Here is a 12648-nt window from a genome sequence, read left to right as displayed (position 1 = left end):
CGCGAAGCCGCCCCCCCAAACCCAGCCGCTCGCAAACCTTATCTAGTTTAGGGTAATATTTCGCCCAATCTTGCCCGACCCATAAGGGCTTAGGAACCAACCGCTTTAACTTGGGAGGCGCCCACCATGCAAGGCTTGGCGGATTTGTTCGGCTTCAACGATTTCATGCCTCACGGTTATTGTCTGGCCTGGAGCCCGCGCCTGCTATGGACGATGGTGGTTTCCGACGCGCTGATGGCCTTGGCCTACTTTACCTATCCGCTCGGTATTGCCTATTTCGTCTGGAAACGTAAAGACCTGCCCTATCGTTGGTTATACCTCGGATTTTTTATCACCTTTATTCTGACCTGCGCCGCGACTCACTTCCTATCAGTCGTGACAGTCTGGATCCCGCTGTATTGGCTGGACGCCTACATCAAAGCATTATCCGCGCTGGTTGCGGTCGCCACCGCCTTTGCTATCTGGTGGGTGATACCGCGCGCGCTGAAACTGCCCAGCCCGGTGGAACTGCAACGCGCCCGCGACCAGGCCGAAGCCGCCAACAAAGCCAAAAGCGTGTTTTTAGCCAATATGAGCCACGAACTGCGCACGCCGCTGAATGCCATCCTCGGTTTTTCCAGCCTGGTACGAAAGGATCCCCATTTCCCGAAAAGCCAACAACATAACTTGGCCATCATCAACCGCAGCGGCGAGCATTTACTGAGTTTGATCGACGACGTGCTGGAAATGGCCAAAATCGAATCCGGCCGCCTGCAACTGGAGCGAACCCGCTTCGATCTGGGGGCGATGATCCGCGATGTCAGCGACATGATGTCGGTGCGGGCGCACGACAAGGGCCTGCGGCTGTTGGTGGACCAATCGTCGGAGTTTCCGCGCTTCATTTACGGCGACGAGGCGCGTCTGCGGCAAATTTTGATCAACCTGCTCGGCAACGCCCTTAAATTCACCCAGCAAGGCGGCGTCACGCTGCGTCTGGGTACCCGAGAAAACAGCCACACCCATCTGCTAATTGAAGTGGAAGATACCGGTCCCGGTATCGCCGACAGCGATCAAGAACATATCTTCGAACCCTTCGTCCAGCTCGGCGAGCAAGCCGACAGCAAAGGCACCGGTTTAGGGTTGGCCATCACCCGCCAGTTCGTGCAACTGATGGGCGGGCAACTGACGCTGGAAAGCAGCCTCGGCAAGGGATCCTTATTCCGCATCGACTTGCCGTTGCCGGAAATGGCGGATCCGCCGGGCTGCGCTCCGGAACCGGAACCGTATTGCGAAGTCGTGGGGCTGGCGCCCGGACAACCGCAATACCGAATCTTAATTGTCGAAGATCAATTGGAAAACCAGTTGCTGCTCGGCCAGTTGATGGCCGACATCGGCATGCAGGTCGCTGTAGCCAAGGACGGCGAGCAAGGCATGGCGCTTTTCAAGAGTTGGCAGCCGCATTTGATCTGGATGGACCGGCGCATGCCGAATATGGACGGCATGCAGGCAACTAAGGCCATCAGGCAACTGCCCGGCGGCGACCGGGTCAAGATTGTCGCAGTGACGGCATCGGCGTTTATGGAACAACGCGAAGAAATGCTGCACGCCGGCATGGACGGCTTCATCCGCAAACCCTACCGGGCCGAGGAGATTTATGCCTGTATGGCCGAACAACTGGGACTCGAATTCGTTTACCGAACTGAAACCGCCGCTGCTCGAAGGGAAACCTTGACTGCAGACATGTTGGCCGCTTTGCCTGCCGAATTGAGCGGGGAGCTGAGAGCAGCCTTGGAAAGCCTGGAACATCCGCGCATAGCGCAAGCCCTGGAACGGATCGGCAACCTAGACCGGCCGCTACAAGAAATCCTGGCGCAACTGGTCGACAACTTCGACTATCCGGCTATCCTTAAACACTTGTAAAGCCATTCGGTATATTCATGCCAGCAAATGGAAAAATCCTCGCCGTCGACGACACCCCTGCCTCGCTGAAGTTACTGACCCAGCTTTTGCAAGCGGAGGGTTACGAAGTTCGCTCGGCGATCAACGGCGAATTGGCGCTGCAATCGGCCTTGCACAATCCGCCGGAATTGATCCTGCTCGACGTCCGCATGCCGGAAATGGACGGCTTCGAAGTCTGTCGCCGCCTGAAACGTCATCCGCAAACCTGCGACGTCCCGGTCATTTTCGTCACCGCCCTGTCGGAAACCGCCGAAAAAGTCGACGGCTTCAAACTGGGCGCGGTGGATTTCATTACCAAACCCTACCAACGGGAAGAATTACTGGTCCGGGTCGCTACCCATCTGGAGATGGCGCGCCTGCGCCACGGCCTGGAATGCTTGGTCGCCGAACGCACTGCCGAACTGAAAGCCAACATGCTGAAGTTCGTCACGGCAATCGCGTCGACGGTGGAAATGCGCGACCCTTACACGGCCGGCCACCAACGCCGTACTGCGCATCTGGCGGCGGCGATCGCAAAGGAATTGGGGCTTGGTAGCGACTTGATCGAAGGCCTCAGCTTGGCCGGGGTCGTGCACGACATTGGCAAAATCAAGGTGCCGGCCGAAATTCTGTGCAAACCGGGGCGGCTGGACGACTTGGAATACGGCCTGATCAAACGCCATCCGCAAACCGGCTACGAAATCCTGAAATCGATCGATTTTCCGTGGCCGATAGCGCAAACCGTGCTGCAACACCACGAACGCCTGGACGGTTCGGGCTACCCGAAGGGTTTGGCTGCCGCCGAGATTCTGCCGCAAGCCAAGATTCTGGCCATCGCCGACGTGGTCGAGGCCATGATTTCCCATCGCCCTTACCGGCCGAGCCTGGGTATAGACGCCGCGTTACGGGAAATTGCCACGCAGCGCAACACGCTATACGATGCCGCCGCAGTCGACGCCTGCCTCACGCTGTTCCGCGACAAGAACTACCGGCTACCGGTTTGAGTTCCGGGCATGGCGAATACCGCAGCCCGTCAGCCCCAACCGACCTACGAGATCGATTGCACGCCATGAACATCCCAAGTTTTTATCTGGAACCCGCCAATTACGCGACGGATTTTACCGATCTGCAGTACATCAGAACCGAGGTTTTCGTCGTCGAACAAGGTATTCCGCCAGAGATCGAATTCGACGATTTGGACCCGGACTGTCGACATATCCTGGCTCGCGACGGCGAACGGCGGCCTATCGGTTGCGGCCGCCTGTCTACTACAGGCAGAATCGGCCGGATGGCCGTGCTGCCGGCATGGCGCCGGCAAAAGGTCGGCGCATCGCTATTACGCGGTTTGATCGAACTGGCCGCCAACATCGGTCTAACCGAAGTCAGCGCCCATGCGCAAACCGCTGCACTCGGGTTTTACCGGCGCTACGGCTTCGAGGCGGTGGGCGAGGAGTTTGTTGAGGCCGGCATCCCGCACGTCGCGTTACGCCGGACCATCGCGACACCGATGCCACTGCCGCGTCAGACCGGCGGTGCGGGGACGGAGAGCGTCGCCGCTGCCCGCCTACAGACTGCGGAAGCCGCGGCGGAAGCGGCCTTGCGTTTGGTGGTGCAGGCCAGACGCTTGCTCTGCATCTACAGCCGCAACCTGGACTACCGCCTGTTCGGCCAAATGGAGTTAATCGAGACGATCAAACAATTCGCGTTGCGCAACAAGCGCGGCGCCGAGATCCGCATTATCGTGCAGGAGCCGGAAGCGCTCCGCGGCCAACAGCACCCGCTGATCGATTTAGCGCAACGCCTACCGTCCTATGTTTCGATCCGGGCGCCGGTCGAGGCCGAGGACTTGAATTTTCGTCCGGCATTCATCGCCAACGACAGTGGCGGTTATTTGTTCCAACTGCAGGGCGACCGCTACGAAGGGCACTGGAGCCCGAATTTGCCGCCGCAAAACCGACAATTGGCCGAAGAATTCGAACGGGTATGGCAACGGGCGCGGATATGTAGCGAATTTCGCGCCCTCGGGCTGTAACGGCCAAACATAGCCGGAACGGCGTTGTCCGCGAATCGACTCCACCCCACCGAGAACGCGAACGCCTTCCTTCCCTCGGCTCCTGGCCCCCGGCATTCCCTGCCGAGGCGACATGCTGTTGTTGACTTGACGGCCTTGCCGAAAGATCGGGTTTTGCCAGCCTGGTTTCCCGCCACATGCCGCGCAACCGATAAATCCTCACATTAAAACAATAAACCCCGACAAATGCTATCCGTGATTATTCTACATAACGAAACAAACAATGAATTCCAGACAATATTGTAAATAATAACAACCGAGCTATAGTAAAGCCGTACCCAGCCCCAGTTTTACGGAGCTTGCCATGAAACTATCGAATTGCCGCGACCCAAAGCCAATGGTGAGATTGTTGAATTTGTTATTCGGCCGGTTCTCGCAAGCTATCTCGGTTTTCGGCGGCAATGATCTAGCCGGCTACAAGCCCGCCGCCGTCCCGGTCCGCGTACCTTCCCGTCGCTCACAGCGGTGAACTCCTGCACCGCGCACTCTACGGCCTCTATCGCTGCCTGATAGAGGCTTTTTTTTGCAGCGAGCAGGCCCAGAGCGAGCCGAAACCTCGCCAACCATCCGGGAAGATGGCCGTCGGCCATCGATCCGGCGGACCGCCGACGGGGGAAAGCCGATAGCGCATCGCAGAACATTGCATATACTTATGCAAAAGATGGTTTTTACGGCCTTCGCGATTTTTTAGCCCCCTTTTGCGCCCACTATGCTGAACGATGGATTATCCGCGGCGAATGCAGAGTTTTGCACGCTGACCGGCGACGAGCAGGAGAAAATCCTACGCCTGCAACAATCGATATTGGAATCGGTGACCCATGGCGACAGTTATCTGGATGTGATCGCCCAAGTCTGCAAGCTCGAAGAGCAACTCCTGCCGAATTCGGTGGGATCGGTCATGTTGCTTGACGATAGCGGCGAAGTGCTCAACGTGCTGGCCGCGCCCAGCGTTCCACCGGAAGGCATCAGCCAACTGAACGGCTTACGGCCCGGCCCTGGCGGCGGCTCCTGCGGCAACGTCATATACACCCAGCAACCGCAATTCGTCAGCAATACCTTTACCGATCCGCGCTGGCAAAATTTGCGGCATTTGGCCTACAACTTCAACCTGTGTTCGTGCTGGTCGGTACCGGTGTATTCGCGGCAACGCAAAGTCATCGGCACCTTTGCCCTGTCCAGTTTCGAGCACCGCTCGCCCAGCCCCTTTCATTTACGGCTGCTGGAGATCGGCGCCTCTATCGTCAGCATCATGCTCGACCGCAACCGCTCGCAGGAATCGTTGCGCCTGTTCGAACAAGTGTTCGAAGGTTCCGAGGAAGGCATCATGATCACCGATGCCGACACCCGGATTCTGTCGGTCAACAAAACCTTTACCAAAATTCTCGGCTATAGCATCGACGAGTTACGCGGCGAAAAGCCGAGCAAATTTTCCTCCGGCCAACACGGCGCCGATTTTTATCATGCGATGTGGAAACAGATCGAAGCCAAACGCTACTGGCGCGGCGAAATATGGAACCGGCGCAAGAACGGCGAAATTTTCCCTGAGTGGTTGTCGATTTCCGCCGTTTACGACCAATCGGAGCAATTGACCCATTACATCGGCATATTTAGCGACATCAGCGAACTGAAAAATGCCGAGGAACAAATCCAGTACCTGTCGACCCATGACATCTTGACCGGCTTGCCGAACCAGACCGCCTTCAAGGACCGGCTGGAACAGGCCATCGCGCTGGCCGCCAACCGTCCCGGCAAAATTGCGGTATTGAGCCTGGATCTGGACAATTTCAAATTGCTGAACGACTCGCTGGGTTTGCATGCCGGCGACGAATTGCTCAGACGGGTCGCGACCGCCCTGAAAAGCTGCATCGCCGATACCGATAGCCTGTGCCGGATCGGCAGCGACGAATTTCTGCTGGCGCTTCCCGGTTGCAACGATACCGAAACCATCAGTACCGTGGTCGATACCATCATCGAAAAGGTGCGGCAACCGATCCGGATCGCCGAGCAAACCCTGTCGCTGTCGTGTTCGGTCGGCATCGCCGTTTACCCGGACGACGGCGGCCATTACGACAGCCTGGTCATGCGCGCCAGCGAGGCCAGGCGCAAGGCCAAAAAAGACGGCGGCAACGGCTACCGTTATTGCACCGAACAGTTAAACACCAACAGCTTCGAGTTCCTGCGCCTGGCGCACGAATTGCGCGATGCGGTGGCTCTAAAGCAATTTGTGCTGCACTTTCAGCCGCAAATCGATCTGGCGACCGGCAAGTTGGTGGGCGCCGAAGCGCTGGTGCGTTGGAACCACCCGCGCGAAGGCCTGGTTTACCCGGGTAGGTTCATCGAAATCGCCGAGCAGACCGGTCTGATCGCCGAACTGGGCAATTGGGTGCTCCAGGAAGCCTGTATCCAAGCGGCCGTATGGCATGCGCTCGGCTTCGGCCCCATCGTCGCGGCGGTCAACCTTTCCGCTCTCCAACTCCGGCGCGGCGATATGGTCGGCATCGTCGAAAACGTACTGCGCAACACCGGCTTGCCGCCCCACTGCTTGGAACTGGAGCTGACCGAGTCGATCCTGGTCGAGAACGTTGAGCAAACCCTGGCCCAGTTAAACCAACTGAAACAGATAGGAATCAAGTTGGCGATAGACGATTTCGGCACCGGCTACTCGAGCCTGGCGTATTTGAATAAATTCAACGTCGACCGCTTGAAGATAGACCGCTCCTTTGTCGGCCAAATCGGCAACCCGGCCAACGACGCGATCATCCACGCCATCGTGCAAATGGGCCACGCGCTGGGCCAACGCGTCATTGCCGAAGGCGTGGAGAGCGAAGCCATGCGTACCCACCTGCTGGAATGCCACTGCGACGAAGCGCAAGGCTATCTTTTCGCGAAACCGATGCCGGCCGCGGAATTTACCAAATTATTGGCCGGATACCGCTAAATCCCGATCCCGGTTCGCCGCCGGCAGCGCCGATTCCGTCGGCCGTTTATTGATCCCAAACTTATATGCCTTTAGCCTTTATGGCCCCGGGATACCGAGCGCGTCGAAGGGCCGACGCCATTGAGCTTCGGCAGGACCGGACGGATGCATTCGGCAAAAAAAGCCGTCGCTGGAGACATTTTCTTGGCTGCCCGAAGTTCGAGCCTTGCGCCGGTGGCGCGAACGCCTGGGTTATTGACGCCGGCGTTCGCGCTCTAAAACAGGACGGCGAACACGCCGTTCCGTAAGCAATCAGCCGAACCGAAGAAGCTCGCTAGCCTCGGCAAGCACCAACATAACCGCCCTGCCGCCAGCGTCGACCGCACCGAAACGGCGAAGCCCAGGCCGAAACCGGATCCGGCTCAGTGCCGGTCGAGTTCCTTGGCATGGCCGGCGCCGTCGATGGCTTTTTCGATCAACACCACGCTACCGCGCACCAATGACGCGAACAATACTGCGGGCACCACAAAATCGATCGGCAGCACCCCTGCCAAGCCGGCCAGAGCCAGCGCCGCAATCGTTAAACCGAAATTTCCTGCATTAGCGATTTTCATTTGGCCTCCCAGACCGTTTGCCGGTCGCAACGAAAACACGCTTTCACTATATCGGCGCATTAAAAATCTACAATACGCGATGCATTCAATTGATTGTTTTAATTAATAAAACAGTACTGACGACAAGTGTATTATCCTGGCCGATACGCGACCGGTCATCGGCCGCCGCCGAGTCTGGCGAATTGGAGTTGGCTTGGGAAGTCTTCGAACGCAGGGATATACACAAGGGGACCACTAAAAATTGCGCTTCGATTAACTCAGTGCGAACGGCAGCCTTTATGAATCAGAGCATTATCCGTTCGTGCTGAGTTTGTCGAAGTACGAACGGATAATTTTTAGAGGTTCCCACAAGCAATAACCCAAACCGATAAATGCCCATCAGCCGCAGGCAGGCACCGCCGCGCCGATGGCTATCGGCGGTGTCAGTGATGGCCTTTCAGGCATTGCTGTTCGTCGTGCGGCAGGCCGGCGGCGAGCTTTCCGGCCCGATAGGCCGCGATCGCTTGCAGCGGCGAGGTTTCGCGGGTGGTGACCAGTTCGGTATTGCGTTCCGCCAAGCGGCGAATCACGCCGTCGCCGGCCGATGCCGCGATCGCCACATCCACATAATGCAGCGGATGACGGTTGCCGTCGCCGCGCACGTGCCATTCGTGCAGGCCGCCGAACTCGGTCAAATCCAACGTCCAGGCCAGTTCCGCGCCGGATTCGTCGGCGGCGAACACCTGCCACTTCGCCGCTCGGCCGGCATGTGCCGCAATCGTGCCGTCTTGATTCACTGCCACCGCAATAATTTTCTGTGCCATCGTTCGCTCACCTCTGCCATAAAATTCAACACGCTCCCCGCCGCCCTGTTTGCCGGAAACGGCGAAGAACACGGATTGCGGCCAGATTACCGATATAACCACTCAGAAGGCAAGGAAATAATGCCGGCGCGGTGCGCAACAGCAACGGCCGCCGACGCAGTCTGTTACAAACCCAGGCGAATGCCGACCGTACCGATGTAATTGTCGAAATAGGCGTGGCCAAGCAAGGCCTCGAAATTGGCGTAAGCCTGCCAACCGTTGGGTATCATCGCGACCAGGCCGCCGCCGACATGGAAAAAATCCCGGTCGGGCCGGTCGGTTTGGAAGCCGAACGTGGTCGGAACCGCGCGGTAATCTTGCGCGAATTGCACATAAATAGTACGTTGGCCGTTGTCGTATTCGTGGGTCCAATCGGCGTTGACCTGCGGCACCAATACGCCCCACGAAGTACTGATCGCGTAAGACGCCTGGGCGCCGACGCTAGATTGCACCGAGGTCAGCCGGTCCGCCAGATAGCGCAGTTCCAGGCCGGAGCTACCCTGCTCGCTATACGCGTCCATCGCCGCGTGGCGGTAGCGGACCGTGGCGCGGGGACCGAGAGTCAAACCGCCTAGCGTCAAGTCGTAGCCGGTAGACAGGTTACCCTCGAATTGGTCGGCACCGGGCGTGCCGCTGATCGCACCGCCGAAATTGGTGTTGTCCTCGCGCAGGTAATCGCGGCGGTTGGCGTTGCTGCCGTCTTTGCGCAGGTATTGAAACGACAGATCGGCGAAAAAGCCTTGCCAGGGAAACAAGGAGGCGAACAAGGTCGGCCCGTAGGAGTCGGTGTCGAAGCCGCCGCCATTAAGTTGGTCGCCGTGCCAGCGCGAATAGTTGACGGCCAACCCGGCCACGGCCCAGTCGGTCGGCATCGTGTCGATACCCAAGCTGAAGCCGGCCTCGTTGGAGGCATACCCCCGCTCTAATTCGGTTTGGCGCCGATCCAATGCCCGGTAATCGGCATTAAAAAACAGATTCACGCCGGGTAACAAGGCCATCTCGCCGTCCCCGGCAGCACCGCCCTTGGCTAGATCCTGGCCGGCGTCCGCTTGGCCACGGCGTTTTTTCAGGACGAGATCGGCTTGGCCGAGGGCGGAAAACGCCGCGCCGGCAGCCGAACTCCCCGCCGCGCCGCCACCAGGCGCACCGCCTACCGGCGGCGGATTCCCGGCCGGGATGGTGCCGCACAAACTGGCCAATTGCGGACCGAAATTCAACGGCTGCTGACCGCCGCCGGTCTGGCGCGGCGAACTGCCCACCAACTGCGCGCAACCGAGTTGGTTGCCGTCCTTGGCCAGCAGCGAGCGAATCTGTTGATCCAACGACGCGGCGTAAGTCGGGACGCTGGCGATCGCCAGCAGCCCAACGGCGGCCAACCGATGCGGATGTCTCAATAAGGGTGATTCGCCGACGCGGCTATCGGCCGATGGCGCTTTGCTGTCAGTCGACCGCACATCGGCGCGTGCAGTCGGTTGCGGCATCATTTTGGAATATTTCATCTGTTCTGATTTTCCGAATCGAAATAGGCATGCCCAGCCGAATTCGCTGCGGCAATCGCCGAGAATAATAGCGGATTATGTGAATTGGATAACATATTCTTCAAGGATTCGCCGGGCCAGAGGGCGCTGACGCCTACCCTGTCCTACCGAAGCCGACAACTGCAGTTAAGAACCGTAATCCGGCATACGCCGGGTCGCCCGGTTAGCGCTTCACTAATATGAGTTAGCCGCTCCGCGTCAGGGAAGGCTAACGCGCACTCTGACCTAGCGGGACGCTCAAAACGGCCTTCGCCCCGCCGGCCTCGGCGTTGCCAACGTTGATTTCGCCGCCGTGCAACACGGCCACTTCGCGGACGAAGGCCAGGCCCAGACCGGTGCTTTTCCGGCCGGTATCCGGCCGCGGCAGCGAATAAAAGCGTTCGAACAGGCGCGGCAAGGCATAATCGGGGATGCCCGGACCGTGGTCGCGGATACACAAGTGCGCGCGCTGGTTTTCGCTGCGGCCGTCAATTTCGATCAGCGAGCCGGCCGGGGCGAAAGCGATGGCGTTATCCAGCAGATTGGACAAGGCTTGGCGCAACAGGAATTCCTCGCCCAGCACCAGTAACTCGCCGGCACACTCGAAAGCGACGCCGAGCTGCCGCTGCGCCAGCGGCGCGGCTTTTTCGGCGGCGACGGCCCGCGCCAACACGGCCAAATCCAGCAGCTTGGGCTCGGCCAACTGCTGGCGTTGCTCCAACGCCGCCAAGCCCAACAGGCGTTCGATCAATTGGTCCAGCCTTTCCGCCTGCTCGCGGGCGTTGCCGGCAAAGCGGCGGCGCTCGGCATCGGGCAACGGGTCTTCCAGCAATTCCGCCGCGCCGCGGATTGCCGCCAGCGGGCTCTTCATTTCGTGGGTCAGGGTTTGCACGTAGCGTTCGACGTATTGCTTGCCCTCCAACTCGCGGCGCATCGTTTCCAGAGTTTGGGCCAAGGTCGCCAATTCCACGCTGTGCAATTTCGGCGGCGTGGCCTTGCCGCCGGAGGTCACGGCGCGGGCGTAAGCCACCAGCAAATCGATTGCCCGGGTCAGACGCCAGTTGAACACCGCGCCGAACAGAAGCGCACCGCCGAACAACCACAGCGCGCCGCGCTGCACCGCGGCCTTGCCGGCTTCGACGATGGGTTGCAGCAACGCGGTCGGATAGGCGACGGTAACGACGCCGATCAATTTTTCGCCGTCGCGCACCGGCGCCGCGACATGCATGGTCGAACTGCGCTTATCGTCCGGGTCTGATTGGCTGGAACGGGCGCCGTAGCGGCCTTGCAAGGTTAGATAGACGTCATTCCAGCGCGCGAAATTTTCGCCGAGCGCGCTGCCGGCCGAATCGAAGCGGACGATGCCGGCGGCGTCGGTGACGTACACCCGGTAATCCAGACTTTGTTTCGGAAAGCCGAATATCGTCGCCGACACCGGCCGCTTGCTGTAGCGCCGCACCGCGTCGGCGAATTGGCCGTCGGCAATCGCCCCCCGCGCCAGCTCGGGTGCCGCGAGTTCGGCCAGCAGGTTGGCGGTGTCGACCAGGCTGGCCTCCAGCGCCATGCGCACGCCGGGGCTGATTTGCTTGACCACCAGCAGCAATACCAACTGCCCGGTGACCGCGACCAGCAGGAAATAGCCCAAAAACAGCCGCACCGACAATTTCATCGGCTTTCCAGGCTGTAGCCCAGGCCGCGATGGGTACGGATCGGATCGGCATCGGCAATCGCGCGCAGCTTGGCGCGCAAGGTTTTGATATGGGTATCGACGGTGCGGTCGAACACGTCGCCCGGATCGCGCCAGACCCGTTCCAGCAGTTGCTCGCGCGAAAAAATCCGCGTCGGGTGCTCGATCAGCAGTTTCAATAACAAATATTCGTAACGAGTCAGTTCCAGCAAGCGGCCGCAATAACGGATGCGGCCGGCCTGACCGTCCAACTCGAAATCGGCGTTGCCCGGCTGGATCGGCGCCGGCTGCATCCGGCGCAGGATGGCGCCGACCCGCGCCGCCACTTCGCGCGGGCTGAACGGCTTGGTCACATAGTCGTCGGCACCGATTTCCAAGCCGACGATGCGGTCGATCTCGTCGCCGTGCGCAGTCAGAAACATCACCGGTATTTGCGAAAACCGGCGCAATTGCCGGCACAACTCGAAGCCGGAGCCGTCCGGCAAACCGACATCCAGGATCGCCAGCGCAAACGACTCGGCTTGCAAGCGGGCCAAGCCGGTTTGCAGCAAATCGGCGTGTTCGGGCTGATAACCGTTTTGGCGCAGCGCGTAAATCAAGGTATCGGCAATTGCCGGTTCGTCCTCGACGATCAAAATCCGCTGCGGCCCAATCGACTCGGCCATCAGTAACTCATGCAGGCGGCATTCAGTACCCCGGCCGCCAACGAAAATCCGGCCAATACCACCGCCGGACCGATTTCGTCGCCGGCGATGCGTTCGCATAAATCGGCGAAAGCCAGACGCACGCCGACGAACACCAAGGTTTGAACGAAAAAGGCGACACCGGCCCAGATCAGCATGTCGGTAAAGGAAACGCTGTTGGCAATCGCCCCGGCCAAGGCCAGCGCAAACCCGAGCACGGCGCCGCTGAAGGCCAGTGCCGGGGCGGTTTTACCGGCGCGGATCAATTTGAATTCGGCATACGGCGTGATCTGCAAATAGCAAAAACCGAACAGCGCGCTGAGCGCGACGGCCGCCAGAAAATGCAAAACAAAGCCGTTGGCTGCGGCCGCTAACTCGGCTAAATCGATGGTGGGCATAA

General features: G+C 59.5%; 10 protein-coding genes. 4 read left to right on the top strand and 6 right to left on the bottom strand.

Annotated features, from left to right (window positions below; genetic code table 11):
* Positions 1-126: 126 nt before the first annotated feature.
* The 4 genes from NP603_RS19600 (at position 127) to NP603_RS19585 (ending at position 6926) form a co-directional block, all read left to right on the top strand.
* Positions 127-1899, top strand: coding sequence for an ATP-binding protein (locus NP603_RS19600; protein WP_256612541.1), 1773 nt, complete (start codon positions 127-129; stop codon positions 1897-1899).
* A gap of 17 nt (positions 1900-1916) precedes the next feature.
* On the top strand, positions 1917-2921 hold the full coding sequence (locus NP603_RS19595; protein WP_256612540.1) for an HD domain-containing phosphohydrolase: 1005 nt from the start codon (positions 1917-1919) through the stop codon (positions 2919-2921).
* Between the two features lie 65 nt (positions 2922-2986).
* Positions 2987-3949 carry a GNAT family N-acetyltransferase gene (locus tag NP603_RS19590; protein WP_256612539.1) on the top strand — a complete coding sequence of 321 codons (963 nt, stop codon included), beginning with the start codon at positions 2987-2989 and terminating at the stop codon, positions 3947-3949.
* A 748-nt stretch (positions 3950-4697) separates the two neighbouring features.
* Positions 4698-6926, top strand: a complete 2229-nt coding sequence (locus tag NP603_RS19585) for a bifunctional diguanylate cyclase/phosphodiesterase (RefSeq protein WP_256612538.1) — start codon at positions 4698-4700, stop codon at positions 6924-6926.
* A 401-nt stretch (positions 6927-7327) separates the two neighbouring features.
* Here the strand turns inward: NP603_RS19585 and NP603_RS19580 are convergent, their stop codons facing one another.
* From NP603_RS19580 to NP603_RS19555, 6 genes are all read right to left on the bottom strand, one after another.
* Positions 7328-7519: a hypothetical protein gene (locus NP603_RS19580; RefSeq protein WP_256612537.1), complete on the bottom strand. Its 192-nt coding sequence runs from the start codon at positions 7517-7519 to the stop codon at positions 7328-7330.
* Positions 7520-7941: 422 nt separating this feature from the next.
* Entirely contained in the window at positions 7942-8322 is a 381-nt protein-coding gene (locus NP603_RS19575; RefSeq protein WP_256612536.1) for a NifB/NifX family molybdenum-iron cluster-binding protein, read from the bottom strand.
* Positions 8323-8486: 164 nt separating this feature from the next.
* Complete coding sequence (locus NP603_RS19570) at positions 8487-9860, bottom strand: autotransporter outer membrane beta-barrel domain-containing protein (RefSeq protein ID WP_256612535.1); 1374 nt, start codon at positions 9858-9860, stop codon at positions 8487-8489.
* 247 nt (positions 9861-10107) lie between these two features.
* Positions 10108-11547, bottom strand: a complete 1440-nt coding sequence (gene creC / locus NP603_RS19565) for a two-component system sensor histidine kinase CreC (protein ID WP_256612534.1) — start codon at positions 11545-11547, stop codon at positions 10108-10110.
* Positions 11544-12230, bottom strand: a complete 687-nt coding sequence (gene creB / locus NP603_RS19560; protein ID WP_140912235.1) for a two-component system response regulator CreB — start codon at positions 12228-12230, stop codon at positions 11544-11546. The genes creC and creB overlap by 4 nt, the downstream gene beginning before the upstream one ends.
* A complete protein-coding gene (locus NP603_RS19555) occupies positions 12230-12646 on the bottom strand; it encodes a DUF350 domain-containing protein (RefSeq protein WP_256612533.1) in 417 nt (138 codons plus the stop codon). Before NP603_RS19555 ends, creB begins: the two co-directional genes overlap by 1 nt.
* Between the last annotated feature and the right edge of the window lie 2 nt (positions 12647-12648).

Origin of the sequence: Methylomonas aurea, from assembly GCF_024505045.1 — a bacterium.
Classification (GTDB): domain Bacteria; phylum Pseudomonadota; class Gammaproteobacteria; order Methylococcales; family Methylomonadaceae; genus Methylomonas; species Methylomonas aurea.
Note: the sequence above shows the minus strand (reverse complement) of the source record. Positions and strands in the feature narration are given on the sequence as shown.

Excerpts from the sequence above, each read along its gene's own strand:
- NP603_RS19600 (WP_256612541.1), top strand. The coding sequence starts at position 127 with ATGCAAGGCTTGGCGGATTTGTTCGGCTTCAACGATTTCATGCCTCAC.
- NP603_RS19595 (WP_256612540.1), top strand. The coding sequence starts at position 1,917 with ATGCCAGCAAATGGAAAAATCCTCGCCGTCGACGACACCCCTGCCTCG.
- NP603_RS19590 (WP_256612539.1), top strand. The coding sequence starts at position 2,987 with ATGAACATCCCAAGTTTTTATCTGGAACCCGCCAATTACGCGACGGAT.
- NP603_RS19585 (WP_256612538.1), top strand. The coding sequence starts at position 4,698 with ATGCTGAACGATGGATTATCCGCGGCGAATGCAGAGTTTTGCACGCTG.
- NP603_RS19580 (WP_256612537.1), bottom strand. The coding sequence starts at position 7,519 with ATGAAAATCGCTAATGCAGGAAATTTCGGTTTAACGATTGCGGCGCTG.
- NP603_RS19575 (WP_256612536.1), bottom strand. The coding sequence starts at position 8,322 with ATGGCACAGAAAATTATTGCGGTGGCAGTGAATCAAGACGGCACGATT.
- NP603_RS19570 (WP_256612535.1), bottom strand. The coding sequence starts at position 9,860 with ATGAAATATTCCAAAATGATGCCGCAACCGACTGCACGCGCCGATGTG.
- creC (WP_256612534.1), bottom strand. The coding sequence starts at position 11,547 with ATGAAATTGTCGGTGCGGCTGTTTTTGGGCTATTTCCTGCTGGTCGCG.
- creB (WP_140912235.1), bottom strand. The coding sequence starts at position 12,230 with ATGGCCGAGTCGATTGGGCCGCAGCGGATTTTGATCGTCGAGGACGAA.
- NP603_RS19555 (WP_256612533.1), bottom strand. The coding sequence starts at position 12,646 with ATGCCCACCATCGATTTAGCCGAGTTAGCGGCCGCAGCCAACGGCTTT.